General features: G+C 61.7%; 31 protein-coding genes and 1 pseudogene. 13 read left to right on the top strand and 19 right to left on the bottom strand.

Annotated elements, in window-relative coordinates; all coding sequences use genetic code 11:
- Positions 1-502, bottom strand: a 502-nt coding sequence (locus ACP7E6_RS05080) for an IS110 family transposase (RefSeq protein WP_426228573.1), incomplete at its 3' end; no start/stop codon positions are given.
- 388 nt (positions 503-890) lie between these two features.
- Between ACP7E6_RS05080 and ACP7E6_RS05085 the strand changes: the two are divergent.
- A pseudogene (locus ACP7E6_RS05085) lies at positions 891-1,196 on the top strand (MmcQ/YjbR family DNA-binding protein); the annotation flags it as partial.
- Positions 1,197-1,260: 64 nt separating this feature from the next.
- On the opposite strand, the gene ACP7E6_RS05090 reads toward ACP7E6_RS05085, so the two are convergent.
- Positions 1,261-1,884 carry a LysE family translocator gene (locus ACP7E6_RS05090; protein ID WP_426228575.1) on the bottom strand — a complete coding sequence of 208 codons (624 nt, stop codon included), beginning with the start codon at positions 1,882-1,884 and terminating at the stop codon, positions 1,261-1,263.
- An 87-nt stretch (positions 1,885-1,971) separates the two neighbouring features.
- A complete protein-coding gene (locus ACP7E6_RS05095) occupies positions 1,972-2,439 on the bottom strand; it encodes a YcgN family cysteine cluster protein (RefSeq protein WP_426228577.1) in 468 nt (155 codons plus the stop codon).
- A gap of 250 nt (positions 2,440-2,689) precedes the next feature.
- Between ACP7E6_RS05095 and ACP7E6_RS05100 the strand changes: the two genes are divergently transcribed.
- The 3 genes from ACP7E6_RS05100 to ACP7E6_RS05110 all read left to right on the top strand — a co-directional run bounded on the left by ACP7E6_RS05100 (position 2,690) and on the right by ACP7E6_RS05110 (position 6,321).
- Positions 2,690-4,939 (top strand): transglycosylase domain-containing protein, encoded by a 2,250-nt coding sequence (locus tag ACP7E6_RS05100; protein ID WP_426228579.1) that lies wholly within the window; start codon positions 2,690-2,692, stop codon positions 4,937-4,939.
- Between the two features lie 256 nt (positions 4,940-5,195).
- A complete protein-coding gene (locus tag ACP7E6_RS05105; protein WP_426228581.1) occupies positions 5,196-5,783 on the top strand; it encodes a DUF1214 domain-containing protein in 588 nt (195 codons plus the stop codon).
- Positions 5,776-6,321: a DUF1254 domain-containing protein gene (locus ACP7E6_RS05110; protein WP_426228583.1), complete on the top strand. Its 546-nt coding sequence runs from the start codon at positions 5,776-5,778 to the stop codon at positions 6,319-6,321. The genes ACP7E6_RS05105 and ACP7E6_RS05110 overlap by 8 nt, the downstream gene beginning before the upstream one ends.
- 111 nt (positions 6,322-6,432) lie before the next feature.
- Here the strand turns inward: ACP7E6_RS05110 and ACP7E6_RS05115 are convergent, their stop codons facing one another.
- Positions 6,433-6,615, bottom strand: a complete 183-nt coding sequence (locus ACP7E6_RS05115; protein WP_426228585.1) for a hypothetical protein — start codon at positions 6,613-6,615, stop codon at positions 6,433-6,435.
- Positions 6,616-7,045: 430 nt separating this feature from the next.
- Positions 7,046-7,336 carry a hypothetical protein gene (locus tag ACP7E6_RS05120; protein ID WP_426228587.1) on the bottom strand — a complete coding sequence of 97 codons (291 nt, stop codon included), beginning with the start codon at positions 7,334-7,336 and terminating at the stop codon, positions 7,046-7,048.
- A gap of 339 nt (positions 7,337-7,675) precedes the next feature.
- On the opposite strand from ACP7E6_RS05120, the gene ACP7E6_RS05125 reads away from it, so the two are divergent.
- The 3 genes from ACP7E6_RS05125 (at position 7,676) to ACP7E6_RS05135 (ending at position 10,230) form a co-directional block, all read left to right on the top strand.
- Entirely contained in the window at positions 7,676-8,428 is a 753-nt protein-coding gene (locus ACP7E6_RS05125; RefSeq protein ID WP_426229415.1) for an SH3 domain-containing protein, read from the top strand.
- Positions 8,429-8,590: 162 nt separating this feature from the next.
- The gene (locus ACP7E6_RS05130) at positions 8,591-8,899 is read left to right on the top strand and encodes a hypothetical protein (protein WP_426228589.1); all 309 of its coding nucleotides are present in this window, start codon (positions 8,591-8,593) and stop codon (positions 8,897-8,899) included.
- A gap of 308 nt (positions 8,900-9,207) precedes the next feature.
- The gene (locus ACP7E6_RS05135) at positions 9,208-10,230 is read left to right on the top strand and encodes a DUF2336 domain-containing protein (RefSeq protein ID WP_426228591.1); all 1,023 of its coding nucleotides are present in this window, start codon (positions 9,208-9,210) and stop codon (positions 10,228-10,230) included.
- A gap of 12 nt (positions 10,231-10,242) precedes the next feature.
- Here the strand turns inward: ACP7E6_RS05135 and ACP7E6_RS05140 are convergent, their stop codons facing one another.
- The 3 genes from ACP7E6_RS05140 to ACP7E6_RS05150 all read right to left on the bottom strand — a co-directional run bounded on the left by ACP7E6_RS05140 (position 10,243) and on the right by ACP7E6_RS05150 (position 13,218).
- Entirely contained in the window at positions 10,243-10,590 is a 348-nt protein-coding gene (locus ACP7E6_RS05140; RefSeq protein ID WP_426228593.1) for a DUF1491 family protein, read from the bottom strand.
- Between the two features lie 113 nt (positions 10,591-10,703).
- Positions 10,704-11,672 (bottom strand): peptidoglycan-binding domain-containing protein, encoded by a 969-nt coding sequence (locus tag ACP7E6_RS05145; protein ID WP_426228595.1) that lies wholly within the window; start codon positions 11,670-11,672, stop codon positions 10,704-10,706.
- Positions 11,644-13,218, bottom strand: a complete 1,575-nt coding sequence (locus ACP7E6_RS05150) for a sensor histidine kinase (RefSeq protein ID WP_426229416.1) — start codon at positions 13,216-13,218, stop codon at positions 11,644-11,646. Before ACP7E6_RS05150 ends, ACP7E6_RS05145 begins: the two co-directional genes overlap by 29 nt.
- Before the next feature lie 582 nt (positions 13,219-13,800).
- On the opposite strand from ACP7E6_RS05150, the gene ACP7E6_RS05155 reads away from it, so the two are divergent.
- On the top strand, positions 13,801-14,238 hold the full coding sequence (locus ACP7E6_RS05155) for a DUF5330 domain-containing protein (RefSeq protein ID WP_426228597.1): 438 nt from the start codon (positions 13,801-13,803) through the stop codon (positions 14,236-14,238).
- A gap of 160 nt (positions 14,239-14,398) precedes the next feature.
- Positions 14,399-14,821, top strand: coding sequence for a SufE family protein (locus ACP7E6_RS05160; protein ID WP_426123621.1), 423 nt, complete (start codon positions 14,399-14,401; stop codon positions 14,819-14,821).
- A 1-nt stretch (position 14,822) separates the two neighbouring features.
- Here the strand turns inward: ACP7E6_RS05160 and ACP7E6_RS05165 are convergent, their stop codons facing one another.
- From ACP7E6_RS05165 to ACP7E6_RS05210, 10 genes are all read right to left on the bottom strand, one after another.
- Complete coding sequence (locus ACP7E6_RS05165) at positions 14,823-15,659, bottom strand: DUF6456 domain-containing protein (RefSeq protein ID WP_426228599.1); 837 nt, start codon at positions 15,657-15,659, stop codon at positions 14,823-14,825.
- A complete protein-coding gene (locus ACP7E6_RS05170; protein ID WP_426229417.1) occupies positions 15,652-15,930 on the bottom strand; it encodes a helix-turn-helix domain-containing protein in 279 nt (92 codons plus the stop codon). The genes ACP7E6_RS05165 and ACP7E6_RS05170 overlap by 8 nt, the downstream gene beginning before the upstream one ends.
- Before the next feature lie 415 nt (positions 15,931-16,345).
- Positions 16,346-16,777: a MucR family transcriptional regulator gene (locus ACP7E6_RS05175; RefSeq protein WP_426228601.1), complete on the bottom strand. Its 432-nt coding sequence runs from the start codon at positions 16,775-16,777 to the stop codon at positions 16,346-16,348.
- A 614-nt stretch (positions 16,778-17,391) separates the two neighbouring features.
- Positions 17,392-17,754 (bottom strand): monovalent cation/H(+) antiporter subunit G, encoded by a 363-nt coding sequence (gene mnhG / locus ACP7E6_RS05180; protein ID WP_426228603.1) that lies wholly within the window; start codon positions 17,752-17,754, stop codon positions 17,392-17,394.
- Positions 17,754-18,128 carry a cation:proton antiporter gene (locus ACP7E6_RS05185; RefSeq protein WP_426228604.1) on the bottom strand — a complete coding sequence of 125 codons (375 nt, stop codon included), beginning with the start codon at positions 18,126-18,128 and terminating at the stop codon, positions 17,754-17,756. Before ACP7E6_RS05185 ends, mnhG begins: the two co-directional genes overlap by 1 nt.
- A complete protein-coding gene (locus tag ACP7E6_RS05190) occupies positions 18,125-18,601 on the bottom strand; it encodes a Na+/H+ antiporter subunit E (RefSeq protein ID WP_426228606.1) in 477 nt (158 codons plus the stop codon). Before ACP7E6_RS05190 ends, ACP7E6_RS05185 begins: the two co-directional genes overlap by 4 nt.
- Positions 18,598-20,157 carry a Na+/H+ antiporter subunit D gene (locus ACP7E6_RS05195; RefSeq protein ID WP_426228607.1) on the bottom strand — a complete coding sequence of 520 codons (1,560 nt, stop codon included), beginning with the start codon at positions 20,155-20,157 and terminating at the stop codon, positions 18,598-18,600. The genes ACP7E6_RS05190 and ACP7E6_RS05195 overlap by 4 nt, the downstream gene beginning before the upstream one ends.
- A gap of 5 nt (positions 20,158-20,162) precedes the next feature.
- A complete protein-coding gene (locus ACP7E6_RS05200; protein WP_426228609.1) occupies positions 20,163-20,540 on the bottom strand; it encodes a Na+/H+ antiporter subunit C in 378 nt (125 codons plus the stop codon).
- The gene (locus ACP7E6_RS05205; protein ID WP_426228611.1) at positions 20,540-20,959 is read right to left on the bottom strand and encodes a Na(+)/H(+) antiporter subunit B; all 420 of its coding nucleotides are present in this window, start codon (positions 20,957-20,959) and stop codon (positions 20,540-20,542) included. The genes ACP7E6_RS05200 and ACP7E6_RS05205 overlap by 1 nt, the downstream gene beginning before the upstream one ends.
- Entirely contained in the window at positions 20,956-23,316 is a 2,361-nt protein-coding gene (locus ACP7E6_RS05210; RefSeq protein ID WP_426228613.1) for a putative monovalent cation/H+ antiporter subunit A, read from the bottom strand. Before ACP7E6_RS05210 ends, ACP7E6_RS05205 begins: the two co-directional genes overlap by 4 nt.
- Positions 23,317-23,576: 260 nt before the next feature.
- On the opposite strand from ACP7E6_RS05210, the gene msrB reads away from it, so the two are divergent.
- The 4 genes from msrB (at position 23,577) to ACP7E6_RS05230 (ending at position 26,208) form a co-directional block, all read left to right on the top strand.
- Positions 23,577-23,984 carry a peptide-methionine (R)-S-oxide reductase MsrB gene (gene msrB / locus ACP7E6_RS05215; protein WP_426228615.1) on the top strand — a complete coding sequence of 136 codons (408 nt, stop codon included), beginning with the start codon at positions 23,577-23,579 and terminating at the stop codon, positions 23,982-23,984.
- 126 nt (positions 23,985-24,110) lie between these two features.
- Positions 24,111-24,626 carry a hypothetical protein gene (locus ACP7E6_RS05220; RefSeq protein ID WP_426228617.1) on the top strand — a complete coding sequence of 172 codons (516 nt, stop codon included), beginning with the start codon at positions 24,111-24,113 and terminating at the stop codon, positions 24,624-24,626.
- Between the two features lie 31 nt (positions 24,627-24,657).
- Positions 24,658-25,203: an AAA family ATPase gene (locus ACP7E6_RS05225; protein WP_426228619.1), complete on the top strand. Its 546-nt coding sequence runs from the start codon at positions 24,658-24,660 to the stop codon at positions 25,201-25,203.
- Positions 25,204-25,344: 141 nt separating this feature from the next.
- Positions 25,345-26,208, top strand: coding sequence for a DUF4118 domain-containing protein (locus ACP7E6_RS05230; RefSeq protein WP_426228621.1), 864 nt, complete (start codon positions 25,345-25,347; stop codon positions 26,206-26,208).
- Between the two features lie 30 nt (positions 26,209-26,238).
- Here ACP7E6_RS05230 and trhA read toward each other — a convergent pair whose 3' ends face one another.
- Positions 26,239-26,898: a PAQR family membrane homeostasis protein TrhA gene (gene trhA / locus ACP7E6_RS05235; protein WP_426228623.1), complete on the bottom strand. Its 660-nt coding sequence runs from the start codon at positions 26,896-26,898 to the stop codon at positions 26,239-26,241.
- Positions 26,899-26,953 lie beyond the last annotated feature (55 nt).

The raw sequence follows: 26,953 nt of genomic DNA on the forward strand, positions 1-26,953 counted from the left end.
CAAGCTCTCGCCGCAGAGCCGCCAGTACACGCTTGATGCTCGTCTGCGCCGGTCTGGCCAGCACCATCCGGGCCCGGTTTTCTTCCGACACGATCATCTGCACGATCTGCCGCCTGCGGCCGACGAGTTCGGACAGAGCCTGCGTTTCGGCATCCCGCAACGGCCGGATTTCGGGCTTCGTCGCCGCAACGAAGGCGGCGATGACGGCTGCATCGATCGGATCGGTCTTGGCTCTGCGGCCGATCGCATTGGCGTAGGCACGTACCTGCGCCGGATTGACCACCAGGACCGCAAATCCCGCAGACGACAGCGCGGCCACCGCCAGCGTCTCAAAGCCGCCGGTCGCCTCCAGAGCAATCACATCGGCCTGCTGCGCCTTCAGGCGGGAAACCAGCCCGTCAAGACCGGCATGGCTGTTGTCGACGAAGAACACGTCGCCTGACGGTGCCAGCGCTATGTCCAGCCGATCCTTCGAAACATCGATGCCAACGATAATATCCATCTTATCCCATCCTTGCCTAATCGGGCTTTGCCTTAGCAAGCGGCCCCGGCGACTGTTCGGGTTCAATGGAACGGCGGACGGAGACCCTTGCTCTCCCACGGGCTTGGTGTCCCAAAGGTGCGACGGTCTTCCATCCGCCACCGCAACTGGCATTACAGCGCCAAATGCGGAAGAAGGGAAGTTACAAAGGTGGCCCGAAGGGCCGGATGAGGGGGCCGCAATCTCCAAATATGCTGACACAGCAGAAGCGGCGAAGCATCCCGCCTCGCCCACTTTTCCGACTGTGCCATAAACCTATCAAACCACCGTCACGCCGTCAAGGATTATTTTCCTATTAGGATTATTTTCTTGAATTTGCGCTCATCGGGATGCGTGTTACACTTTGCCGATGAGAACCGAGGACCTGGAAAAGCGGGCGTTGAGCCTGCCGGGTGCCGTTGAAAGCGCCCATTTCGGCAAGCGCGATTTTCGCGTCGGCAACCGCATCTTCATGTCCCTGCCGGAGGCTGGCCGCGCCGTGGTCAAGTTCACCCCAGGCCAGCAGAAACTGTTCCTCGAAACCGAGCCCGGCGTCTGCGCTGCGGTTCCCGGCGGCTGGGGCCTGAAGGGCTGGACATCGGTCTATTTCATCGACGCCGATGACGGCATCATCGCCCATGTGATGGACACCGCCTGGCGCAATGTCGCGCCGAAAGGTCCGTCAAATGGTCACAAGACATCCGCTGCTTCAGCCGTCCCAGCAAGATTGGGCACCGCCGCTACAGCGCCGTCGTCAACGCAAACCACACGGCAACCAGTGCCAGAAGAGCCGATAAGCCGCGCCGGGCCAATCGTTCGCGGCGCGGATCGTTGAGCACCGGCTCAAGACGCGCTGCCATCAGGGCAATCAAGGCATGAATGATTGTGGCCACCGCGACATAGGCTGCGGTCAATGTCAAAGTCTGTTGCATGACCGGCTGTTCCGGCACCACGAAGGACGGCAGCACCGCGATATAGAACAACAGAGCCTTGGGATTGAGCAGGTTCGTCAGCAACCCACGCAGGAAATAGCCGCGATAGCTGCCCGTCTGCGTTTCCTGCGGCCTGCTTGCAGAAAACCACCCTTCCGCGGCGAGGTAAAACAGAAAGGCGACCCCTGCCCATCGCAGGGTCTGGTAGAGCGCGGTTGAGGACTGGACGAGTGCTGCCATCCCCAGAGCGCTGGCCACACCGATGACGGAAAGCCCCAATGCAATACCGGTGACAGCGGCAAACCCCGCCCGGCGTCCGTCCAGCGCCGAAATGACCGCAAGCCAGGTCATATTCGGCCCCGGAGTGATCTCGATCACCACGGCTGTCAGGATGAAAGGCAGCAGATTGACGGCGGACACAGGCTCGATCATTCCCGACTATAGGACTGAAGACACCGGAGCCAAACGGTTTCTCCGCGCTTACAGCGCAGAAATCCGTTTCCGCAACGCACCCGGTACTTACCGCGCGCTGTGCTCGCCCACCGTCAGCGGCCATTCCACCAGATAATCCTCCAGCTCCTCGACATCGATATCATCTTCGGAAACCGTGCGGCCGCGCACCGAAATACCGGCCTGATGCACGGTTTCCGGATTGCCTGATACCAGCGGATGCCACCAGTAGAGATCGATCCCGTCGCGCACCAGCCGGTAGCCGCAGGTCGGTGGCAGCCAGCTCAGCGTCTCCACCTCTTGCGGCGTCAGCTGGATGCAGTCCGGCACCGTCGCCTGCCTGTTCGGATAGTCCTTGCACCGGCAGCTTTCGCCGTCGAGCAGCGTGCAGCCGACATTGGTCCAGGCGATCTCGCCCGTGTCCCAGTCCTCCAGCTTGTTGAGACAACAGAGCCCGCAGCCGTCGCAGAGGCTTTCCCACTCGACATTGCTCATCTCGGCCAGCGTTTTCGTCTTCCAGAAGGGCTGTTCGCCCATGACGCTTATTCTTCCATCTGTTGGATTTCGACGACAATTTTACAAAACATTGCCGGATTTTTAAGGCTCATTACCGATATCGGCGTAGAATAGAAACCCGGCCCATGCAAATATCGGCCCTGCATAATTTCTTAAACCCAAATCGTTTTAAGGATAAAATTATGCAGCAGGTATAAAACGCTACAGCGACCTTGGTGCGTCGTACGAAGCACTGCGCTGTAGAACTTGACGCCATCAGGATGCCACCGCCTTGCAGGATCCAAGCCAAGACGACAGCCCGACCCCCGAGAATGGCGTCCTGAAGGACGACCGTCCGAGGAAGCGCCATTTCCTGCTGCGCGTCGATTCCTGGATCGATTCGAGCGTCTGGAATGCCGGTTTCCGGCTTGGCGTCTGGTGGGAGGACATCACCATCTTCTTCCGCCGGTTTCGCGTGCGCGGCTGGAAGAAAGTGCTGTTCGAGGTGCTCGGCGAAGGCATGACCTGGGGCACGGCCGGCGCGGTGCTGATGCTGGCCTTGGCGCTCCCGGCTTTTGAGGACACCAAGGGCAACTGGCGGGCGCAGGGCGATTTCGCCGTCACCTTCCTCGATCGCTACGGCAACGAGATCGGCCATCGCGGCATCATCCACGAGGATTCGGTGCCGATCGACGAGCTGCCGGATACGCTGGTCAAGGCGGTTCTCGCCACCGAAGACCGCCGCTTCTTCGATCATTACGGCATCGATTTCTTGGGCCTTGCCCGCGCCATGACCATCAATGCCCGGGCCGGCGGCGTCGTCCAGGGCGGCTCGACCCTCACCCAGCAACTGGCGAAAAACCTGTTCCTGTCGAACGAGCGCACCATCGAGCGCAAGATCAAGGAAGCCTTTCTTGCCGTCTGGCTGGAATGCAATCTGTCGAAGAAGGAAATCCTGCGCCTCTATCTCGACCGCGCCTATATGGGCGGCGGCACGTTCGGGGCGGCGGCGGCCTCGCAATTCTATTTCGGCAAGAACATCACCGATATCAATCTGGCCGAAAGCGCCATGCTGGCCGGCCTGTTCAAGGCCCCTGCCCGCTATGCGCCGCATGTCAACCTGCCGGCCGCCCGCGCCCGCGCCAACGAGGTTTTGACCAATCTCGTCCAGGGCGGGCTGATGACCGAGGGCCAGGTGATTGCCGCACGTCTCAACCCGGCAAAGGTCATCGACCGCGCCGAGGTCACAGCCCCGGATTTCTTCCTCGACTGGGCCTTCGACGAGACCAAGCGCATCGCCACGCCCTTTGCCCAGCATTCGCTGGTCGTGCGTACCACCATCGACATGGGCCTGCAGCAGGCGGCGGAAGAATCGGTCGAATCCAGCCTTAGGCAATATGGCGAGACCTACAAGGTCAAGCAGGGCGCCATGGTGATGATCGAGAATGGCGGCCCGGTGCGCGCCATGGTCGGCGGCCGGGATTATGGCGAAAGCCAGTTCAACCGCGCCACCAAGGCGCTGCGCCAGCCGGGCTCGTCCTTCAAGGTCTATACCTACACCGCCGCCATGGAGAAGGGCCTGAAGCCGGAATCGACCATCAGCGACGCGCCGATCACCTGGCGCGGCTGGTCGCCGCAAAACTATTCCAAGGGCAGCTATTCGGGCAAGGTGACCCTGTTGACCGCCATCGCCAAATCGATCAACACCGTGCCGGTGCGGCTTGCCAAGGATACGCTCGGCACCGAAGTCATTGCCGAAACCGCCAAGAAGATGGGTATCGAAACACCTATTCGTACCGACAAGACCATGCCGCTCGGCACGTCCGAAGTCACAGTGATGGATCAGGCGACGGCCTATGCCGTATTTCCCGCCGGCGGCCTGCAATCGCGCCGCCACGGCATCAGCCAGATCCTCAATTATGACGGCGATATCCTCTATGACTTCAACCGCGACGAACCGCCCGCCCAGCGCGTCGTCAGCGAACAGGCCAATGCCTCGATGAACTACATGCTGACCCAGATCCCGATCATCGGCACGGCGCGCAAGGCAGCGCTGGACAACGGCATTGTCGCCGGCGGCAAGACCGGCACGACGCAGGCCTACCGCGACGCCTGGTTCGTCGGCTTCACCGGCGATTACACCACCGCCGTCTGGTTCGGAAACGACGACTATACCTCGACCAACAACATGACCGGTGGCTCGCTGCCGGCCATGACCTTCAAGCGGCTGATGGACTATGCCGAACAGGGCATCGAGCACCGGGCCATCCCCGGCATCGACAATCCCTTGCCGGGGCCGGATGCGAAAAAGAAGCAAACCGAGACCGCTGCGGCAAAACCCGCCGACGAAAACGCCCTGCCGCCTTTGGTGCGGCCGCGTTCGCTGTCCTCGGAGGTCACCCGGCTGCTGAAATCGCTCGGTGAAAAGTTCGATACCGCACCCGCCTTGAAAATCCAGGCCGAAACGCCCGGCAAAGTCGCCGAAATCGATCCGCAACCGACCGGCGACATCACCAAGGGAGGCCGTGATGGCGGGCGGTGATACTTCCGCTTGTGTGGTGATGGCGGTCACTGGCCTCTCGCCCAGTCGCCCCCCTCTGTCCCTCCGGGACATCTCCCCCACGAGGGGGGAGATTGGCCGAAAGCTCCGCGCACTATCCGTAAGGTGGGCAACGAAGTTTATGGCGATCTCCCCCCTTGTGGGGGAGATGTCCCGGAGGGACAGAGGGGGGTATTCTACCAAGCTCTCGAAACCATCCTTTTCCGCCAATATCCTCGCGCATTCCCGGTAGAATATCTTGTTCCGCATCCCCCTCCTCGTCGCCCTTGCCCTGTCCGTCGCCTTCGCCGTCGGTATCGTTTCCAGCGTATCGGCGCTCAAAGCCACGGCCGGCTTCGGGGCTATTGCGCTTGGTCCCTGGGTGGCCTTTCCGGATGCGCAGACGGAAAACACCGATCCCTATGCCAAGGCCCACCGGGCGCGCGCCGGCAAGCTGCTCTATGGCGGGGCGGAAGGCCTGCAGTTTACCGCTGCCGCAGACAGCACCGGACTAAAGCTGTCCTCCAACTGCTCCTATGATATTACCGGCGTCACCCCGCCCGCCCGCTTCTGGACGCTGTATGCGACCCATGCCAACGACCAGCCGATGAAGATCGCCCCGGAACTGCCGGCGGCAACCAATGCCTGGACGGTGTTGCGCCAGCCCGACAGTTCCTTCGTCATCCACGTCTCGCCGATTGCCCAGCCGGACAATTGGCTGGCGATACGCCGCGCCGGCGCCTTCAAGCTGGTCCTGACCCTGCTCGATACCCCGACGGCCGGCTCGTCCGGGCTCATCGATCTCGCCATGCCGACGATCGTCAAGACGGGGTGCCCGGATGCGTAGCGCGCTGTTTGCCATCCTTGTCGGCCTGGTCGGTGCGGCTCTCCTGCACATCGTCATTATTCTGGCCTTGCCGCAATTTACCGGCAAGGATGCCTATAGCCGGGTGCTCGGCCTCTATGAGATGGACAGTTTCTTTTCGCTGACCAGCGAGCCGGGCCCGACCGGACTTGCCAATGACGATCCGTTCCTGCGGGTCGCCGTCTGCGGATTTTCGGTGGATGCCGGGCCAGCCCGGTTCGTCGCCAAGGGTGCCGTGCCCTTCTGGTCGCTGGCGATCTACGACGCCAATTCCAACGAGATCTTCAGCATGAACGACCATACGGCCGTCAACGGCAATCTCGATCTGGTCATGGCCACGCCGATCCAGCTCGTCGATCTCAGAAAGACGCCGCCCGCAAGCCTTGCACAGTCGATAATGGTGGCGATGCCGCAAGAGGAAGGCTATGCGGTCCTGCGCGCGCTCGCGCCGACGAACAGCTACGAGGAAACCGTGCGCAACTTCCTGGCCGAATCCAGCTGTGAGCCGTTCCGGCGATAGGTCTTTTGGAATGCTCCCGCTGCCCAACGGCCGGGTCTTAAGACAAAAACTCTGAAATGCAATTCACCACGCGCCGGCGCTCCGCCGGAAAGCGTCGAACCGGTAAAAGTCTCAATGCTTCTTCGCGCTGCCTGGGGTCTTTTTCGCCGGGACATGGCCCGGGTGACCGTCCAGCCGCTCATAGCGGATGCCGGTAAACAACAGGATCACCGCATTGCCTGGCGCAACGGGACCCATGGATGGTTTTGGTGGCGCCCGTACAAGGCGCTCCTCTAGCCTGATAACGTCTGCCATGCTCGTCTCCAAAAATGGTTGAGACGGATGAACTACCGTACTGATTTCACCCTGCCCGCTGTGCGGGCTGACGCGTCCGTTGTCATCAGGCTTGGTGGCCGTCAGGCTTCGGGCATCTGCGCCTTTCTCGTTGCTCCTTCTTCCGGGAATTCCGGACGTCATGCCATTCCAATGCGAGAATGCCGATGATATCCAACGACATCACCTGCTGTCGGATTGAGCCATACGATAGTTAACAGCTCCTTAACGGTCAAAACGTCAACTGACGCAAAACGTAACTTCTCAGAAAAAACATCGCTGAAAATGGCACTATCCGCAAATCGAAATGCCCGGCTCCTTGGCACCGGACATTTTTCCCGCCTTGCAGGAATTAGTATAGACGAGCGCTCACGCCAGTCAGTTTCGTAGGGAACATCCCAAACGCGGATGTCTAGCGCCGCGCGAGCAAGCCGAACACGAATGAGACGCCGGCAATCGCCAGGAGGGTCGACACGGGTTCGTCGCGAATGCGGTCGCGAAGCCGCTCGGTCAGCACCTCGACTTCCGAGACCGCAACCGCTTTGGCACTGCTGCCGATGGCGGACACGGAATCCGTCAGGCGTGAAATTTCAGCACGCAACTCGGCCAGCTGGTTCTCCAGATCGGCTTTTGCCGTGCCGGCTTCGACCTCCGCACTGATTTCGGCATCATTGGGCACAGCTGCGAATTTCTTTTCGACCATGGTCAGGGCTCCTTTTTCAATGCTCCCTCAACGCATAGCTCCGCATTTGGTTCCCGCATACAGGCGGCAAACCGCACCTTTCTGCACCTTTTCATCGGCGCAAAATCCTATCCGCTCGTGATTGGTTCATCGCCGCTCGCACTGCTCCGCAGCTTAGGAACGAAGCAGGCGGCCTGCGCGTTACAAGGCATCGAATATTAAAAACGGCACGCCCGGACGCCCCAAAAAAGTCACCTCAAAAAAGACAAAAAACAAAGGTGTCTGCAGAAAACCGCGCCCCACATACGCGCGCCGGATCGATAGGGATGGAAACCAATGACACTACCGCGACGATATTCACTGAAATCAGCATTGATGGCGATAGCGGCGGCTTCGGCCGTTTTCATGCTGCCAGCCATCGCTCAGGCCGCAGAGGGATTTTCGACGGCGAATGTCAACATGCGCTCCGGCCCCAGCACCCGTTACCCTGCAGTCACCGTCATTCCGGTGGGCACGCCGCTTGAAATTCACGGCTGCCTTGCCGACACGCCGTGGTGCGACGTGTCCTTCTACAACGGCCGCGGCTGGGTCGCCGGCCGTTACGTTCAGGCGCAGTACCAACAACGCCGCGTTTTCGTCGGGCCGGACTACTATGGCTCGCTCGGCATTCCGCTCGTGACGTTCGAACTCGGAAACTACTGGGATCGCAACTATCGCAACCGCGACTTCTATCGGGAGCGGGATTTTTACCGCCGCGACCGCGACCGCGTCACTCCGGATCGCCGGCCACGGCGCGACTACAACACCTATGAGCGGCCGCGCGACAACTTTAACGACGGCATCGTCATCGAACGTCCTGGCCGCGACCGGGATAGCGAACGCATCGAACGCCGCCGGGACGACAATGCCCGGCAGTTCGAAAATGATCAGAACAACCGGCGGGAACGCGACCGGGAGCGCATCGAACGCCGCAACAACAACAGCGAGCAGCAGTTCGAGCGTCCGCGTGATCGCAACCGCGGCAATGACGGCGAGCAGTTCCAAAGACGCGACGGAAACCGGGATCCCAATCAGCGTCCCCGCTGCCGTCCTGGCGACGAAAACTGCAGCTAAGCCACGCTTTTCCGCAGGCGGATGAGCGGTAAACGACGGGCGGCACCATGCCGCCCGTTTTTGTATCCGCAACACCAACACGCCCTAGCCGATTTAACGGAAATCGATTTAACGGAACGAAATCCTCGCGCATGGGTTGTCCCTTGTTGATGGGAGAACACCATGTTTCCAAGCCCTCTGCTGCACTGGATCGGCGAATATCGCCGCCGGCAATGTGCTCGAAGCGTCTATCCCGCCGTCGCTCTCATCGCCGACCAAGGCCATCTGGCCGGCTGGAGCCGCGAGGAGGTGCTCGTGGCGATTGCCGATGCTGCAGATCATCAGTTGGCGGATCTCACCGGCGGTCCCAATGCCCCTGTTTCCGGCCAACGCCCTGTTTCCGGCCATACCAAGCCGCAGGCTGCCTCGCCCGAGGAACCAGTGCAAAAGCGCCTCGCCATGCAGCGCAATGGCACGTTTCTCCTGCGGTAAACGGAATATTAACCACGTCGCCCTATTCTCCAATCATCATTCAGCCATGATCGGCAGGGTCGGCATCGCCATTGTCGGCGCCAATGTTTTCAGCGCCTTAGCGTCGATGATAGTGGTAGCGCCAGCGGCATGCAAAGACGCTTTCTCCGGCTGTGTCTGAAATTTCGCCACCCTTTCGAACAAGCAGCAATGCTCAGGTGTTCGAAATCGGGACATTGATGTTATGCGTATGAGTGGGTGTATCCGTGGCGGACCGGTTTCGTGAGTTGGAAAGACCGCAGACAGGGCGGCTGAAGGACGTGGTCCTGATGGCGACCGTGACCGGTTTTGAAGGACTGCGCCATCCCCGCCGGACCGACCTCAAGCAATTTTCCGAACTGTTCGACCCGCTGTTTTCCGCCTCCAGCGACGAAGCCCGCCGCCAGGCTGCCGCCGCCCTCTCCCAATGCCAGCATGTACCGCCATCCGTGGCTCTGCAGATCGGCAATGCCCCCATTTCCATTGCCGCGATCTTCCTCACCCGCTCCAACGCGATCGATGACGCCACGCTGCTGCAGGTGATCCGCAGCCAAGGACAGGCCCACGCCACCGCCATCGCCCGGCGCGACAACCTTTCGGTTCATGTCGTCGATGCGCTTGTCGAGCGCCGCCAGACCGCCGCCGCACCGGCAGAGACGGCCGTTCCCGCCTCGCAGGTCTCTCCCACCGCGCCGACGCCCGACGAGCCGTTGCAGCGCCGGCCGGAGGCGACGGCACAGGGCATGACCACGGCAAAACTGCTGCGCGAGGAAAAACTGCGCAGTGATCTGAAATCGCTGGCCCGCATCCCCCAAAAGACCGTCCCCGTCCTGCCGGGCATCGAGCCCCTCGACCCGGTGCACGAGGCCCTGCTCGTTCGCTTCGCCCGCTCAGGCGAGGCCAATCTCTTTGCCGCCAGCCTGTCGGCGGCACTGTCCTCGAGCCCGGAACTGGGCGAGCGCATCCTGCTCGACATTTCCGGCCAGCAGCTCGCCACGGCATTGACGGCGCTGGACATGCATGCCGATGACAGCCTTTTCATACTCTGCGCATTCTATCCCGACCTTATCGGGCGGCTCGGCGGCACCACGCGCGGCGAAGCACTGCTCGCCTCCCTGTCAGCGGAAACCTGTCGCGTCCGCGTTCAGGCCTGGCTGCAAACGGACAGGAAAGACACGGTCGGCCCCTCCGAGCATCAGGCCTACCTGTCGCCCGACCGTGGCGCGGACCCGCGCCAGCCGGCAGCCCGCCAGGAACCGGCACGCATTGCCGCCGATCTCCAGCAGAAACGGACCTTCGGACGCAGCCGCTGATTTCTTAAGGATTCAGCTGTGTTTTTCGCTCACCACGTCGAACAGGTCGCCGCGCCCATCGACTTCGATCTCCACCACCCAGCAATCCGGGTCGAAACGGATTTCGCGGGCAATCGCCTGATCGACCGCATCGCCTTCTGCGTTGTCCAGCCGGATCTCGAACAGCCGGCCGGGAGCCAGGTCATCGAAGAAACTCTGCGGTGCCGGCGCATAAAGCGTTTCGGTGCCGAGGCGTGACCGCTGCCGGATGAAGATCGCCCCCGCCTCGCCGGCCCCCTTGCGCAGCACGGCCGCATAGGCACCAAGGCCGAAGACCCGGCGAACGAGGGCGGATACGAAGATTTCGGATTTCAGGCGCATGGATGGCTGATACACCGGTGTTGGCGCGGGCGCAAATCTGCGGCCCCTTCACCGGCGCACTCGACCATCGTTTGCGGCAGCAAAAACCGTGACGCAACCGCGTGCCCAAAAAATCAGAGCGCGCCGATTTCCTTCATTTTTTTCAGCACCTTGTCGCTCGGCTGGCCGGTTTCGGGCAGGCGGTAGTGCTTTTCGAAATGGCGGATGGCGGAACGGGTCTGCTCGCCGGCAACGCCGTCGACGGAGACATCGCTATAGGCCAGATTGCTGAGGCCCTTCTGGATGTTCATCACCAGTTCGCTGGAGGCGGGAATATCGGCCTTGGGGATATATTGCGGATCGATTTCGGCATTGCGGATCGCCGCCGCCACCGGATCGAGGTCGCCCTTGCCGCCCTTGACGTTTTCATAGGGCCGCTGTGCCGGTTTTGCCGTGGACAGCGTTTTTGCTTTTGCCGGCGGTGCACCGCCTGCTCCCTGCAGGGCCGCCAAAAGCGTATCGCTGGCGGATCCGGTTTCCGGGCGGCCCGCCTGTTTTTCAAAACGCAGGATCGCGGCAGATGTCTTCGGGCCGGTCTTGCCGTCGGCAGGGCCGTCGTAGAAGCCGCGGCGCGCCAATTCCCTCTGGATGCCGGCAACAAGTGACGTATCCGTTGCGGGCGTCTCTGTGGGTGCGGACTGGATGACCTGCGAAACGGTGTCCGTCTCCGGCTCGGGCTTGGGCTGTTCGATGCTGGCGGTCTGCTGCTGCTCATCCTCGCGCTGGATGACGAATGTCGTCACCTTGCGCGGCGCAAGGCTGTCGTCGTCAGCGCCGATCCTGGCCGATTGCGGATCGCCCAGCGGAAGACGCGTGCGCAGGAACGGCGACGGATGGGCGCCGGGCTGATACCACATGGCATTGGCGGCAACGAAACTGAAGGCGACGGCAAACGCCAGCGAACCGCCGAAGGCGCGCGGATTGCGCGACGCCAGGCGGCCGGCGAAGGTCAGACCGCGCATCGCCAGGCCCAGGCTCACAAGCCCGGGGCCGCGCTGCGCCTTCTTTTTCTTCTCAGGCTGTTTTCGCTTGCGAGCCGTCATGACCTGCACCCCCGTTCATTCCATCGGCATCCCACCGGCTCGCTTCCGGATAGGTCTGGCCATCGGTCTTTACTCGCGTACGCTCCTTCAGGCGCGGCGGAAACTCCACCATTGTCTGTTCCACAGGTTCCTGCTCGTCGACGCCGACAATGCCCGAGCCGTCGAGTGCGATCGTCACGGTGATCACCGTGCCTTCGCCCGGACGGCTGCGGATGTCGAATTGCCCGCCATGCAGCGCCACCAGGCCCTTGACCAGCGACAGGCCAAGGCCTGTGCCCTCGTATTTGCGGGTATAGGCGTTCTGGATCTGCACGAAGGGCTGACCGAGCATCGACAGCTTGTCCTCGGCGATGCCGATGCCGGTATCGCTGACGATCAGGTTGAGATTGCTGCCGGCGATTTCGGCGTCGATGGTCACCAGCCCGCCGCGATCGGTGAACTTGATGGCATTGCCGACCAGATTGATCAGGATCTGCTGGATGGCGCGCTGGTCGGCGTTGACCTCCGCGACATTGCGCATGATCCGGCTGGTCAGCTGCACGCCCTTTTCGCGCGCCTGCAGGCCGAGCATGGCTTCGCAGGCATTGACGACATCGGCGACCCGGAAAGGCTCGGGGATCAGTTCGTAGCGGCCGGCCTCGATCTTGCTCATGTCGAGCATGGTGTTGACCACAGACAGAAGATGGTGGCCCGACTGGTTGATCAGCGAGACATATTCCCGCTGCCGGTCGTTTTCGAGCTTGCCGAAATATTCGCCGGCCAAAATATCGGAAAAACCGAGAATGGCATTGAGCGGGGTGCGCAGCTCATGGCTGACGGCAGCCAGGAACCGGGTCTTGGCATCATTGGCGGTCTCGGCAAGACCGGTCTTGTGAATCGCCTCGGCGCGCAGCCGCGCTTCTTCGGAAACGTCGCGCGACTGGACGAGGATGGAGAACGCGCCTTCCGCCTCGCCAATCGCCGTCATTTCGCAGCGCATGTGGACGAACTGCTCGCCGCCGGCAAAGACGTTGGGATGCTCCAGCCGGATATCGATGGTCGCCTGGCGGTCGCCCTGGCGCAGCGCATCGATGGCCTGCATGAAGAGGATGCGATCGGAAACATGGATCTGCTCGATGAAGCCCCGGCCGTAGGGATTGCGCATCCAGGCCAGATAGGCTTCGGCATCGCGGCCATGAACGGATGTGACCGAGCCGCGGATATCATGGACCGTGACCAGACCGGCAAAACAATCATAGTGGCGGGCGCCGTTATCGATTTGTGTCTCCCGGTTTTCAGCGATGAGATAGGACGGCTTGCGACTGCGCTGATAGGCGATACCGCCGACGGCGGCGATCAGGGCGCTAGCGCCGACCAGGGCAGCACCCACCGGCAGGGCCAGCGAAACCGGCAGGGCGACGGACAGAGCGAGAGGAACGGTCGGGAAGGCCACGAGCGCGGTGGCGGCGACCGCCCGGATAACGGCGAACTCGCGGCTTGCCTCCGGCTCTCCCGCCTGCTGGCGGGGCAGCCAAAGGCGCGCGGCGTCGTCGATGCGCGACGCCATCCTGCCAGCAATGTTACGCAATACTCTCAACGTCCAACCCTGTACGCTCGTTCTTTTCCGGACCCCGTCATGGTTCCGTCCTTTATGGCCGAGCTGTCATCCGGGACCGGAAACGGTCTTTTCGGATGATCGCTTTGCACATCCGAATTTCGCACTGGCGGCTTAATGAAAGGATAAATGAAATTGCGACAAATCCCGCGAAAGGCCCTCAAAGTCCCATTCCGGGACAAATCGCCGGGGCTTTGTCTTTTGTGGTTAATGGGGTGTAAGCGCTGGATTTCAGGTGGTTTTCGGCCTCCTGTTAACCTCTGTGGCAACGATGCCCGGCTGCGCACCCCGCGTTTGCCGCCTTGGTCTGCAATCCTTCGCCTTGAACCTTAATGGCGGCCGCTAAAATACGATGCAAATGCCATTCAAAAGCCGATAATTTCAATTTTAAGAAAATACGGTGCAAATGCCACCGGTTTTGGCAAAGGCATGTTCCGAATCCACGCCTAAGGTGTGATGACAAGGCGCCAAGGGAGCGAACCCGGCAGAGACCGGACGCAGGTTTGAGTGCCTTACCAAAGGATGGGCAAGACAATGTGGTTTCTGATCAAGGGAACATTCTGGTTTTCGCTGGTGCTGGTGCTGTTGCCGTTTCTCGATCCGGCCAGCACCTCGACGCTCGAGCGCGGCCCGAAGGTCGATGTCGGCGACACGGTCTCGGCCGCAACCGAAGCCTTCGGCTATTTCAGTGCCATCTGCATCGAAAAACCGGATGTCTGCGTCAAGGGCACCGAGACGTTCGTGGCGCTCGGCCACCGGGCCCGTGAAGGCGCCAAGATCGCCTATCAGTTTCTCGACCAGCAGTTTGCCGAACCCAGCGATGCCGTGACCACAGGCACAGTGGCCGCCTCCGGGCAGCCAGCCATCGACGTCGCCACCGCCGAACAGGCCGCCGCACAGCCGGAACCGATCTTCAACAGAATCCCGGTGCCGGAAAAGCGCATCGAACCGAAGGCGTCGGTGGTGCGGTAGCGCCTGCCCGGCTTACTACCATGATTTTCGAGACTGCCTGAACTGCCGATTTTACGGTCGCCGTGAGGAACGCCCCTCCCTCACGGCTTTTCTTTTTGCAGTTCTCATTTCGCGGCCCATCGCCTATATCAACGGCATGGACCAGACGAACACATCGCCGATCACCCCGCTTGCCGAGATCATCGACAATTGCGCCTATCTGGACGATTGGCAGGACCGGATGAGCTATGTCATCGAGCTCGGCCGCAAGCTGCCGGAAATGCCGGAAGACAAGCGCACATCCGAGAACAAGGTGCAGGGCTGCGCCAGCCAGGTCTGGCTGGTCACCCATGCCAGCCCTGCGGCAAGCGATCCGATCCTGACCTTCGAGGGCGAATCGGATGCGCATATCGTGCGCGGTCTTGTCGCCATCGTGCTGTCGATCTTTTCCGGGCAGCACGCCTCCGATATCATCAAGACCGATGCCATCGACCTGTTCGGCCGCATGGGCCTGATCGAATACCTGACGGCGCAACGCGCCAACGGATTGCGGTCGATGATCAAGCGCATCAAGGACGAGGCCGCCCGCCAGCTTATCGCCTAGCTTACCAGTCGCCCGCATCGGGCCGGTAGCCCTCAGCACCCCAGGCATGGTTCCTCCTTGGTGCCGCCGGTGGCGGCGCGTAATGGCGGGCAAGCGCCATCAAGGCGGTGCGCAGCATCAGCTTGGCCGAACGCGCCGGCCATTGCCGCTCCCGCTCGACGATTTCCAGCCCCTTCTGGAAGCAGCAGACATCCAGCGCCACACCGCAGAGTTCCGGCCCGATCGCCTCCATCGCCTTGCCGATGCGAAACCGTGCAGACATGGCCGAATCGCTGATATCCGCAGCGCCGCCGGCGCCACCCTTGGTCTTCGTCGACAAGCGTGGCTCGTAGGACATGGTCAGCCGTGGCTGCAGATGCGCCCGGGTGAAATCGGCATGCAGCCTCTCTCCTGCCGCGATCGCCTCCTCAGGCAGGAAAGGCTGGCCGGATTTTTCCTTCAGGCGTGCGGCCGCACCGAGCGGCGATTCCAGGTGATTGACCCGAACGGCCTGACGCACACCCTCGACGTCAGCGGTCGCGGTTTCGATGTCGCGGTGCTGTTCCTGATACGCGTCCGGGGCGCCGACAAGGGCGCGGCGCAGGAAAGGCAGCGCCTGTGCCGTTGGCCGGATGACAGAGCCGTCAAGGCGCAGCAGTCCGAGGGAAAGCGCCCGCCTGACCGTCGATCCCGCGACCGGGCGCGGCGGCTTGCCTACCTGCGGCCCCTTGCCGTGGAGAACGAGCGTGTCTGCCGCCGCGCCGGGCTCCAGCCGCACCGGAGCATGCGTGACGACGGCACGGACGAAACGGACGAGGTTGTTTTGCGCGGTGCGGGCGCAGGGTGTTGCCTCACGCATGGTCCCGCCCTCCCGGCGCGCCGAAGAAGCAGGTGACGACACGCTCCAGCGCGGCGATGAAATCGTCGAAGGCCCGATCGTCGCGCCGGTCCTCGACGACATTGCAGGCATGGCTGACGGTGGTGCGATCACGGCCGAAGGAATAGCCGATATCGGTCAGCGAAATCTGCAGCACGACATGGCAGACATACATGGAGATCTGCCGGACATGGCAGCTGGTGCGGCGGCGGTCGCGCCTGAGCGGCACGCGCTCGCCGACCAGCATGACCATCTCCGCCGTCACCTGGCGCACAAGACGGCATCTGTGGTGGGCGGCAACGGACAGAACCGGGCCCCAGGGATCGGCCAGCGTCCCGGACCCGGGCGGCTGGATGGACTGTGTGACCACGCGCGCTCTTGGGGCCGGCAAAGATTGTTTTGGAGACGCGGGCCGATGAAGAAAATGGCTGAGGTGCATGGCTCACTCCTTTGATAGGAATTAATTCATACACCCTAGTGCGATTGCGGGGATGAATGAAAGCACACGATCACAACTATCCGTTGTTTTTCCAGTGTTTTCGAGCTTTTTGCAGAAAATAATAGGTATTTTTTCCTCGCTTGATTTCTTTCCGGTCTGTGCCGGGCACGAAAAAGCCGGCCTGTGGGAGTCAGACCGGCTTGAAAATCGATTGCTGAAATCGGGTGGTTTACTTGGCGCGGCGCTTGCGGCGCTGACCCAGGCCCATTTCCTTGGCGAGGCGCGAACGCGCTTCGGCATAGGCCGGTGCGACCATCGGATAGTCAGACGGCAGATCCCACTTCTCGCGGTACTCTTCCGGCGACAGCGTGTGATGGGTCATCAGGTGGCGCTTCAACGACTTGAACGTGCCACCGCACTCCAAACAGGTAATCTGGTCGTCCTGAACGGACTTGCGAACCGAAACGGCAGGCTTTGGCTTTTCGATCACAACCGCAACCGGTGCCGGGCTGCTGGTGTTGTTCAGAGCCGCATGCACGTCACCGATCAGTGTCGATAGTTCGGCGACCGGCACGACATGATTGCTGACATAGGCAGCGACGATCTCGGCGGTCAATTCGACCAGCAGGTCGTGGCCCGAGCCCAGCGGTAAATCCGTCATTTTTTCTTTCTCCTATCGGAATCACTTCAAACGTGGCCGCGACGGGTTTATCGCGGACACAACTAAACCATCTTGAGAAAGTGCCCGAACATCATACTCGTCCGCCTGGCCAGATGCGCTTTGCTCCTGACGACGACAGAAAACCACGAGAACCGCATAATACTCCTAATTCCCAGGGATTGGAATCCGTTACCAAAGCACCGGGACAACCCTGCGCCTCAAAGCAACGATCAATAGTCACAACCCATGCTGGAATTTCACAATGAAGTAATACGGAAATGGACACTTTGCCTTTACTCGATTAACATCGATCGAGCAAAAGTCCAACCATAATTTATGCGAGATTTAGCCTATTGAACTTCAAAGGCGGCGCATTCCAGGGTCAACTTGGAAACATTACGATACATTTTGCCGCAGAGGCTGTGCGACTTGCCAAGTAATCGACATTTTACTTGGCATTAACCATATTGTTTGCAGCAATACCAAGCCCCAGCTTCGAGACATTCTAATGAGGAACCCGAGTGGCCGGCGTGACAAAACCGGCGGGGCCGGATCAGAATCGCGCCAAAGCATGCATCGCGGCAGAATGCGTTCGATTAAAGGCACGGGCGCATTCACAGGCTATGGGATTTCGGTGGAGACTGCGGCATCTGGTCGGTCACCGACAGATTGCTCAGCCGGTACCCCGCCTGATGGGCGGCCTTGGCCAACAGGTGGGCCGCGAGCGGCGCTGTCAGCACGAAAAAGGCAAAGCCGGCAAGGGCGCGCAACAGGATGGCGATATCCATCGCATGGATGCCGGCGGCCAGCAGCAGCAGGCCGGAGCCGATCGTGCCGGCCTTGGAGGCTGCGTGCATGCGTGTGTAGAGATCGGGGAAGCGCAGCAGCCCCAGTGCTGCCAGCACGCTGAACAGCGAGCCGGTCACCAGCAGCGCACTGACGGCGAGCGCAATCAGCATATCGAGATCGCCTTCCATTACCGGGCTCCCTTCTTATTGCGGCGCACCGGCTTGCCACGCTTGGCCTTTTGCGCGGCGGGCAGCGAGCGCCCTGCGCCCTGGCCCCTCTCCGGCGACAGTCCGCGCGCCAAAATGAAACGGGCAAAGGCGACGGTGGCCAGGAAACCGACGAGGCTGAGCGCAATGGCGATGTCGATATAGAGATTGAAGCCGCTTTTGATGGCGAGGACGGCGATCAGGCCGATGGCGATCGCCACCAGCATATCGAGACCGAGCACCCGGTCGGGCAGGGTCGGCCCGCGCAGGATCCGCACCACCGTCAGCACCAGGCCGAGCGACAGGGCGGCGAGCGCGAAATAGATCGAGGAAGACAGGATGACGGAGGGGCTCATAGCGGAAAGGCCTCCCGGATGCGGCGTTCGAAGCCGTTGGAAATCGCCCGCTTTTCCGCCGCCGGATCATGGCAATCGAGCGCGTGGACATAAAGCGTCCTGCGGTCTTCGGAAACATCGACCGACAGCGTGCCCGGCGTCAGCGTGATCAGGTTGGCCAACAGGGTGATTTCGAAATCGCGCGTCAGCGACAGCGGAAAGGCAAAAATGCCCGGCCGCAGCCGCATGTTCGGCCGAACCACCAGGATCGCCACCTTGATGGCCGACAGCGACAATTCCTTGAAGAACAGCGCGGCAAGCAACAGCAGTTTGACGGGACGGACACGGTGGCGTGCTACGGCAAACTGTTCGCGCACCAGCCAGATCGACAGCGCCCCGACGGCAAAGCCGAGCAGCAGATTGTGGATGCTAAAACTGCCGGACACGGCCGCCCAGGTCAGCATCAGCAGCAGGTTGACGGCAAGGAATGTCATGGCGCACCTCCCGCCGGGAAAACGGAGTTGAGATAGGCGGACGGCTCGTTGAGCGTCGCTGCGGCCTGTTGGGCGAGGTTCAGCAGGGTTTCGGGAAACAGCCCGATGACAACGCTGGATACCGTCAGGACGAGGATCGGCAACAGGGCGGTGATCGACGGCGGCTGCGGCAGTGCCGCCTCCTGGGCATCCGCCGGGCGCCAATAGGCCAGAAGGAAGACCCGGCCGGTGGCAATCATGGAGAGGAAGCCGGACAACAGCAGGATGGCAGCCAGCCAGGCAAAACCGCCGTCGATGGCAGCCTTGACCAGCATGACCTTCGGCCAGAAGCCGGAAAACGGCGGCAGGCCGGACACCGAGAAGAACAGCATCAGCGACAGCGCCGCAAACAGCGGGAAGTGGCGATAGAGGCCCCCGGCATTGGTGAGCGAAAACCCGCCACTCAACCGGGCGGCGGCACCGGCGGCCAGATAGAGCGCCGTCATCACCAGCATCGAATGCACCGCATAGAAGATCACCCCGCCGATCGCGTCTGCCCCGCCGATGGCGATACCGGCAAGCATGGCGCCGATGCCGGAGATGACGAGGTAACCGAGCAGGCGGCGGGTGTCGCTCTGCGCCAGAGCGCCGAGCGAACCGGTCAGCATCGTCAGCGCCGCAACAATTGCCAGCACAAGGCTCAGCTGCTCACGCTCTGCCGGAAACAGCATGATGCCGATGCGGATCAGGGCATAGATGCCGACCTTGGTCAGCAGGCCTGCAAACAGCGCCGACACGACGATGCGTGGCGTGTGGTAGGAGGCGGGCAGCCAGAAATTCACCGGGAATGCCGCCGCCTTCATCGCGAAGGCGAGGATGAAGAGCGCCGTCAGCGTCACCAGCGGCGCCGTCATCTGCAGGCCGGGCGCCTTGGCCGCGATATCGGCCATGTTGAGCGTGCCGAAGATGCCGTAGAGATAGCCGGTGGTGATCAGGAACAGCGTGGTGGCGACGAGATTGAGAAAGCCGTATTTCACCGCCCCGTCGATCTGCTCGCGCTCGGAGCCGAGCACCAAAAGGCCGAAGGACGAGATCAACAGCACCTCGAACCAGACATAGAGGTTGAAGACGTCGCCGGTCAGAAACGCGCCGCTGACGCCCGCCATCAACAGCATCAGGAAGGGATAGAAGCCGTAGCGCCTGCCGCTGGCATTGATGTCGTCGATGGCGGCGACCGCGCCAATCAGCGCCACCACGGCAGATGTCAGCGCAAACAGCGCCCCGGTGAGATCCACCGTGAACGCGATGCCGAACGGCGGCAGCCAGCGGCCCATGACCATCGTCACCGGTCCGCTTTGGGCGACATGCCAGAGAAGCGCCGCGTCGAGCCCGACCAGAACGGCAAGCGCTGCGACCGCGACCAGCGGCTGGGCCAGACTTTTGTGGCGGATCATCAGCAGGATGGCGCCGATGGCAAGGCACCAGGCAACCGGCAGGATCACCAGCCAGTCGAGCGCCGCCACCGGCTGAAGAACCAGGGCTGCGGAGAGATCGGCGGGAGAGGTGGAAGCGGCCATATCTGTCAGTATCCAAGCGGCGGCGGCTGGACGTCGTCCGGCTCGGCCACGCGCATCGCATCGGTATTGTCCGTTCCAAGGCTGCTATAGGCGCGCCAGGACAGAACCAGAAGGAAGGCGAAGAACGAGAAGGAAATGACGATCGCCGTCAGGATCAGCGCCTGCGGCAAGGGATTGGCGGTGGCGCCAGCCGGCACATCCAGTCCTGCCCCGATCACCGGCGGCACCTCGCGCATGATGCGGCCGCTGGTGAAGATCAAAAGGTTGACCGCATTGCCGAGGATGGCGACGCCGAGCAGCATGCGGATGATGAGTTTCGACAACAGCAGGTAGACGGCCACAGTGAGGAAGATGCCGGTCAGAACGGCGAAAACGGGTTCCATCAGTCTTCTCCCCTTTCCTCAAGCGAGAGGGCAATGGAAGTGACCGCGCCGACGACGACCAGATAGACGCCGATATCGAAGGTCATGACGCTCGACAGCGGGATCTCCTGCCCGAAAACCACGGGATAGACCCAGAGCCCGGTCATGAACGGCACATGGAAGACCATCGACAACAGGCCGGACAATGTTGCCAAAAGCAGCCCGGCACCGGCGACCGACAGGGGATGAAAGACGATTGCCCGCCGAACCGTCTCGACGCCGAAGGCGATGCCATAGATCGACAGGGCGGCAACGGCGATCAGGCCGCCGATGAAACCGCCGCCCGGCTCGTTATGGCCGCGCAACAGCACGAAGATCGAAAACAGCACCATGACGCTGACGATCACCGGGGCGATGGTGCGGAAGATCAGCGATTTCATCGGCCACCCTCCTCTGCATCCGGATCGTTATCGGCGATGCGGCGCATCGCGCCTGCCCGCAGGCGCACCAGCGACAGAACGGCCAGCCCGGCGATCATCACCACGGCAATCTCGCCCAGCGTATCGGTGCCGCGGAAATCGACGATGATGACGTTGACGATATTGGCACCGTGGGCAACGGTTTTCGAATAGTGCGCGAAGAAATCCGACAGCGCCGTATCGAACTGACCCTGCGTCACCTTGAGCAGCAGCAGGCCGGCACCGAGCCCGCAGGCAATGGCGATCGCCGCATCCGGCAGGGTCTGGCGGAACGGCCGGTGATCGGTCGGCGACAGCCTGAGCCGCGTCATCACCAGCGCCAGGATGACGACCGCCAGCGTTTCGATCATGAACTGGGTGAAGGCCAAGTCCGGCGCGCCATAGAGCAGGAAGATGACCGCGACCGAAAAGCCCTGGATGCCCAGCGATACGATCGCCGTCAGCCGGTCCTTGGCGAGGACGACGGCAAACAGCCCGATCACCGCAATGATCATGATCGCCAGTTCGTGCAGGGGGATAGAGGGAAACACCGGTGCCAGTGCCAGTTCGCCGAACAAGAACGGCGGCACGAGAAGGACGATCGCCACCATCACGAAGGTCGCGGTCATGTAGGTATCCAGCCGGCCGTTCTGCAGCCGCCGGGTCACGGCAAATGACACACGAAGGAGGCTGCGAATCGCTTGGTCGAAGCCGCGATCCGGACCCCAGCCGATCCAGTCGAGAACCGACGCCACGCCCGCCCTCACCCGCGCCAGGCCGAGATAGAGGGCAATGCCGATCACGACGGTGCCTGCCGACAACGCAAGCGGTACGCCGATATGCGGCTCGAGCGACATGGTGACGGTGCGTGCTTCGCCGGCGATGGCCGATGCCATCGGCGACGAAATCAACGCGTGGACAGTGCCGGACAGGAACGCGGCTGCAAGTCCTGCAAGCGCCAGCATGCCGGGCCCGAGCCACAGCAGAAGCGGCGCCTCATGGGCATGTTTCGGGGTTGCGACCCGCGTGCCGGCGAATGGCTTCAGCGCAACGGCGAAAGCGACGGCGAACATCAGCGCGTTGCCGGCAATCACCAGCGCCGCAAAGGTGACCGACCGGGGGCCGAAGGCCGAGAGGGCCGCGTAGACCTCCTCCTTGGCCAGAAAACCGAAGAATGGCGGCAGCCCCCCCATCGAGATGGCAGCAGCGAGCGCGATCGCAAAGGTCAGCGGCATGGCCGAGCGCAGACCGCCAAGCTGGGTGACATCGCGCGTGCCGGTCTCGTGATCGATGATCCCGGCGACCATGAACAGCGCGCCCTTGAACAGCGAATGGGCGACGAGATAGAGCACCGCAGCCTCGATCGCATAGGGCGCACCGAAACCGGTGAGCATCACCAGAAGGCCGAGCGACGACATCGTCGTATAGGCGAGCATCAGCTTGAGGTCGGTCTGGCGCACGGCCAGCAGCGCGCCGATGAGGAGCGTGGCGGCACCGAATACCGGCAGGATGAGCTGCCATTCCGGCGTGCCGCCCAGCACCGGATTGAGCCGCATCAACAGATAGACGCCCGCCTTAACCATGGTGGCCGAATGCAGATAGGCCGAGACCGGGGTCGGCGCTTCCATCGCGTTCGGCAGCCAGAAATGGAACGGAAACTGTGCCGATTTGGTGAAAGCGCCTCCGAGCACCAGAACGAGCGCCGCGAGATAAAGCGGGCTCGCCTTGACCACCGGACCAAGCGACGACAAAGCCGAGAACTGGGTGACGCCGGAGATCTGCCACAAAACGATCAGGCCGGCGAGCAGGAACAGCCCGCCGCCGCCGGTGACGACCAGCGCCTGAAACGCGGCCCGGCGCGCGGCCTCGCGGTGATGATCAAAGCCGATCAGGAGGAACGAGGTGATCGAGGTCAGTTCCCAGAAGACGAACAGCATCAGGAAGCTGTCGGAGGCGACCAGGCCCAGCATCGATCCCATGAACATCAACAGGAACGAAAAGAATCGGCCCTGGTGCGGATGGCCCTTGAGGTATCCACCGGCATAGAGCACGATCAGCGCACCAATGCCCGAGATCAGCAGCATGAAGCTCAGCGACAGGCCGTCGATCAGCCAGGAAAACCGCACGTTGAAGGACGGGACCCACGTATAGCCGCCGGTCACGGCTGTGCCTTGGGCGATCTCGGCCGTAAAGCCGGCAAAGTGAACAAAGATCGCAGCCGGTATCAGGGCCAGCACCCAGGCGGCATTGCTGCCAAGCATTCGTGTCAGCAGGGGTGCAACAAGAGCGCCGAGAAAAGGCAGGCAGAGGGCCAGAAATGTCAGGTCGGTGACATTCATGGGTCAGCAGGTCCTTTCGTGCGCGGGGCGGCGGAAAACAGGAAGCGCGGCACGCAAATGCCACAGTGTCTACCGTTGGGAATAAGGCAAGCGATGGGCAAACTCAAGGTTACGGCGGGATATACAGATCCTATTCCCCGGTTGCGGTCCCCAAAACGCCGGCTGCGTTCCGACGCCAAATCTATCGTCAGGCCCGTGACGGCAATTGCCGCCGCCGAAGTTCGTCCTATGTCCTGCGCCATAACGTCACGGAGAAGCCGATGAACGAGAAAAACACCCTGAAAGTCGAAAAGACCGATGCGGAATGGCGGGCGCAGCTGACCCCGGAACAATACCGCATCACCCGTCAGCACGGCACCGAGCGGGCCTTCTCAAGTCCGGATTTCGCGCTGGGTAAAACAGGCGTCTATCACTGCCTCTGCTGCAACCGGCCGCTCTATCGCTCGCAGACCAAATTCGATTCCGGAACGGGGTGGCCGAGTTTCTTCGAACCGATTTCCGGCGACGCGGTGACGGAACATCACGACACCTCCTACGGCCTGAGCCGGACGGAAATTCGCTGCGCCGACTGCGACGCCCATCTCGGCCATGTCTTTCCCGATGGCCCGCCGCCGACCGGCCTGCGCTATTGCATGAACGGTGTCGCGCTGACATTCGAGCCGGAGTGAGTTGTTGCCGGTTTATATCGGGCCGCTGTATGTGCACAGCCCTGCGGCCGATCGCGAATATTCGCCGGGTCTGCAGCGTTCCGTTTCTAAGGGCTTTGCAGCACCATGCTGATGGGGGAGACAGTCTTGAAACATGCGCTCTTGCTGATCGCCGGTCTTTTCATCGCAATTCCTGTTTTGGCAGCGGAAAGTTGGACCCGCTATTCAAATCCGCGCTTCGACTATAGTGCCGACGTGCCGCCCGGTTTCACGCTGACAGCGGAAAGCGACAATGGCGACGGCGCAACGTTTGACGCAAAGGACGGCGCCAGACTGTTGATTTACGGCGCTTATGTCGAGGACGGCGCTTTTGCGGCCGATATCCGCCAGCGCATCATCTGGGACAATCAGAAAGGCTGGCAGATCACTTATGAAAAAGTGACGCCGCGATGGGCAAGCTATTCCGGCGCAAGGGGCGCCGATATCCTCTATTCCCGGGCGGTCGCTCTGTGCGACGGCAGCATTGCCTATTTTCAGCTGACCTACCCGCGCCAAACGCTAAAGGCCTATAACAGCCTTGTCGGCCGCATGGTGAAATCCCTGCGCCCTGCGGCAGGATGCAATCAGGCGCCGACATCAGCACCGGCCGCCGCGCCGAATTAAATGGGCTCCGGTCCGCAACAGAGAGAATTTCATGAACCGTTTTGTGGTGATTTCAGGCTGCTCGGGCGGCGGCAAGTCCACCTTGCTGGCAGCGCTTTTCGATCGTGGATACGCGGTTGTCGAGGAGCCGGGCCGGCGCATTGTCGAAGACGAGACGAAGGGCAGCGGGTCTGCCCTGCCCTGGATCGACATGACCGCCTTTGCCCGCCGCGCCGTGGTGATGGCGCTTCAGGATCGGGATGATGCCAGCCGATATGAGGGCTGGGTGTTCTTCGACAGGGGGCTGGTCGATGCCGCCGCAGCGCTGGAGCACGTTACCGGTGAACCAGCATTGGAAAGGTTCTGTCAGGCGGATCGTTATCACAAACGGGTTTTCCTGGTGCCGCCATGGCCGGAGATTTATGTGACAGATCCAGAGCGGCGTCACGGCCTTGATGCCGCTATGGCAGAGTACGACCGGCTTCTGGCTGCCTACAGCCTGCTTGGCTACGACATCTGCATTCTGCCGAAGACCGGCATTGCCGAACGGGCGGATTTTGTCTTGCAGATGCTCGCGGGCGGCGAACCGGCGCAGTAGCGCCAGTTTCTTCAGTCCGGCGGAACTCACCCCACGTTTCACTCACGTCAAAATGGCACCGGGTGTATAATCGTTGCGTCTATCGCAGCTGCGTCCGCCGTTCCGGCGGCAGGACCGCATAACATTGGCGGGAGTTGAACAATGACACATGTTGAATCCGGGCTGGGCAGGGAAATGGCGAGCCTGCGGGCCGATGATCCGTTTCTTGTCGAGGCTCCATCGCAAGCGCTGGCGCTGACGGGTTATCTTGCCTCAGTGCTCATGACTGCTGCCGCCACGGTCGTGGCTATCGGCATCGATAGCGGCATGAGCATCCCGAACGTTTCGCTCGTTTTCGTCATACCAGTGATCATCGCCGGCGTGATCTACGGGCTCGGAGCCTCCATCTGCTCGGCGATCCTGGGTGCGCTCGCCTACAATTTCTTCCTGACCGAGCCGCGCTACACGCTGGCGGTCAGCGACCCCGCCAATGTCTGGGCGATCGCACTGCTCCTTTTCGTCGGGCTGATCGTCAGCAGCGTTGCCTTCACCTCGCGCCGCAGGGCGACCAACGCCGCCCTCCTGACGAAACAGGCCACCCTGTTGCAAGACTATAGCCGCGACATCGGGGCGGCCGCCGATACGAAAGCTGTCGTTTCCATCACCTCCAAGGCACTTGCGGCGCTGTTCAACGTTCCCGCCGTGGTGATCCTGATGACCGGGAATGAGGCCGTGTCCGTCAACAGCGCCGGTGGTCTGGAGCTTCAGGCGGCCGATCTTGATGCAGCGCGTTCGTCATTGGTGATGAGATCCGTGGCGCGTGCGGGTGTCTACCCGGCCGTGGCCTCACGGTTTGATTTCTGGCCTGTGCCGGCTGCGGCGGGCGAAGATGCCGTCATCGGGATCGCATTTGCGCCCGGCCAACGGCCTTCATCGCCGCAGACGTCTGTCGATATCATTGCGCGTATTTTGGCGCTGGCGCTCGATTGCCAGCGCTTGTGGGCCGGACGCGGCTCTCCCGCATAACCGAAGGTCAGCAGGGACCGGATCGGCCGCTCAGCTCGACGCGCTGCTGATGCAGGTGAGAACGGCGGAATAGTGCACGGCAGCGGCGGTGACGACGAAGCCGTGCCAGATCGCATTCTGGAAGCGCAGCTTTTCCCAGACGTGAAAAATCACCCCAAGCGAATAGATGACGCCGCCAGCCAGGATGAGGATCATCGTCGTTTCCGTCAGCTGCGACAACAGTGGGCCGGCAGCGAAGACGCCGCTCCAGCCCATGGCGAGATAAAGCAGGATCGCCAGCTTGTCGAAGCGGCCGGGAAAGACGCATTTGATCAAGACGCCGACGATGGCGATCGACCAGATGCCGATCAGCATGCCGAACAGAAAGGGATCGTCCCAGCCGCGCTGCAGGAAAGGCGTATAGGTGGCGGCAATGAGGATGAAGATCGACGAGTGATCGAAACGGCGCAGGAACCATTTGGTCTGCGATACCGGATAGAGATTGTAGAGGAAGGAAATCGACAGCGTCGCCACCAGCCCGGCACCATAGATCCAGGCGGCGACCAGTTGTCCCGACGTGCTCCAGACGCTGGCATAGAAGATCATCGCGGTGACGCCGATCAGCGCGAAGGCAAGCCCGACGCCGTGGACGACGCCATCGGCGATCAGCTCTGAGCGATCGTAGTTCCACTTGATGCCCTTGATTTCCACGTCCAGCCTCTCAACATTTCATTCGGTTCGTTGGCACGACGGCCCTGCCTTCGGC

The organism is Pararhizobium sp. DWP3-4, assembly GCF_049898205.1.
GTDB lineage: Bacteria > Pseudomonadota > Alphaproteobacteria > Rhizobiales > Rhizobiaceae > Pararhizobium.

What these genes read in the sequence shown, in the direction of transcription:
- ACP7E6_RS05170 (WP_426229417.1), bottom strand. Translation starts at nt 15,930, where the DNA reads ATGGTCATGCTGGTCGGCGAGCGCGTGCCGCTCAGGCGCGACCGCCGC.
- ACP7E6_RS05135 (WP_426228591.1), top strand. Translation starts at nt 9,208, where the DNA reads ATGGCGACCGTGACCGGTTTTGAAGGACTGCGCCATCCCCGCCGGACC.
- ACP7E6_RS05150 (WP_426229416.1), bottom strand. Translation starts at nt 13,218, where the DNA reads ATGGCGTCGCGCATCGACGACGCCGCGCGCCTTTGGCTGCCCCGCCAG.
- ACP7E6_RS05165 (WP_426228599.1), bottom strand. Translation starts at nt 15,659, where the DNA reads ATGCGTGAGGCAACACCCTGCGCCCGCACCGCGCAAAACAACCTCGTC.
- ACP7E6_RS05140 (WP_426228593.1), bottom strand. Translation starts at nt 10,590, where the DNA reads ATGCGCCTGAAATCCGAAATCTTCGTATCCGCCCTCGTTCGCCGGGTC.
- ACP7E6_RS05115 (WP_426228585.1), bottom strand. Translation starts at nt 6,615, where the DNA reads ATGGCAGACGTTATCAGGCTAGAGGAGCGCCTTGTACGGGCGCCACCA.
- ACP7E6_RS05185 (WP_426228604.1), bottom strand. Translation starts at nt 18,128, where the DNA reads ATGAGCCCCTCCGTCATCCTGTCTTCCTCGATCTATTTCGCGCTCGCC.
- ACP7E6_RS05190 (WP_426228606.1), bottom strand. Translation starts at nt 18,601, where the DNA reads ATGACATTCCTTGCCGTCAACCTGCTGCTGATGCTGACCTGGGCGGCC.
- ACP7E6_RS05205 (WP_426228611.1), bottom strand. Translation starts at nt 20,959, where the DNA reads ATGAAATCGCTGATCTTCCGCACCATCGCCCCGGTGATCGTCAGCGTC.
- ACP7E6_RS05175 (WP_426228601.1), bottom strand. Translation starts at nt 16,777, where the DNA reads ATGACGGATTTACCGCTGGGCTCGGGCCACGACCTGCTGGTCGAATTG.
- ACP7E6_RS05155 (WP_426228597.1), top strand. Translation starts at nt 13,801, where the DNA reads ATGTGGTTTCTGATCAAGGGAACATTCTGGTTTTCGCTGGTGCTGGTG.
- ACP7E6_RS05130 (WP_426228589.1), top strand. Translation starts at nt 8,591, where the DNA reads ATGTTTCCAAGCCCTCTGCTGCACTGGATCGGCGAATATCGCCGCCGG.
- ACP7E6_RS05110 (WP_426228583.1), top strand. Translation starts at nt 5,776, where the DNA reads ATGCGTAGCGCGCTGTTTGCCATCCTTGTCGGCCTGGTCGGTGCGGCT.
- ACP7E6_RS05225 (WP_426228619.1), top strand. Translation starts at nt 24,658, where the DNA reads ATGAACCGTTTTGTGGTGATTTCAGGCTGCTCGGGCGGCGGCAAGTCC.
- msrB (WP_426228615.1), top strand. Translation starts at nt 23,577, where the DNA reads ATGAACGAGAAAAACACCCTGAAAGTCGAAAAGACCGATGCGGAATGG.
- mnhG (WP_426228603.1), bottom strand. Translation starts at nt 17,754, where the DNA reads ATGGAAGGCGATCTCGATATGCTGATTGCGCTCGCCGTCAGTGCGCTG.
- ACP7E6_RS05090 (WP_426228575.1), bottom strand. Translation starts at nt 1,884, where the DNA reads ATGATCGAGCCTGTGTCCGCCGTCAATCTGCTGCCTTTCATCCTGACA.
- ACP7E6_RS05095 (WP_426228577.1), bottom strand. Translation starts at nt 2,439, where the DNA reads ATGGGCGAACAGCCCTTCTGGAAGACGAAAACGCTGGCCGAGATGAGC.
- ACP7E6_RS05145 (WP_426228595.1), bottom strand. Translation starts at nt 11,672, where the DNA reads ATGACGGCTCGCAAGCGAAAACAGCCTGAGAAGAAAAAGAAGGCGCAG.
- ACP7E6_RS05200 (WP_426228609.1), bottom strand. Translation starts at nt 20,540, where the DNA reads ATGGAACCCGTTTTCGCCGTTCTGACCGGCATCTTCCTCACTGTGGCC.
- ACP7E6_RS05210 (WP_426228613.1), bottom strand. Translation starts at nt 23,316, where the DNA reads ATGAATGTCACCGACCTGACATTTCTGGCCCTCTGCCTGCCTTTTCTC.
- ACP7E6_RS05195 (WP_426228607.1), bottom strand. Translation starts at nt 20,157, where the DNA reads ATGGCCGCTTCCACCTCTCCCGCCGATCTCTCCGCAGCCCTGGTTCTT.
- ACP7E6_RS05230 (WP_426228621.1), top strand. Translation starts at nt 25,345, where the DNA reads ATGACACATGTTGAATCCGGGCTGGGCAGGGAAATGGCGAGCCTGCGG.
- ACP7E6_RS05120 (WP_426228587.1), bottom strand. Translation starts at nt 7,336, where the DNA reads ATGGTCGAAAAGAAATTCGCAGCTGTGCCCAATGATGCCGAAATCAGT.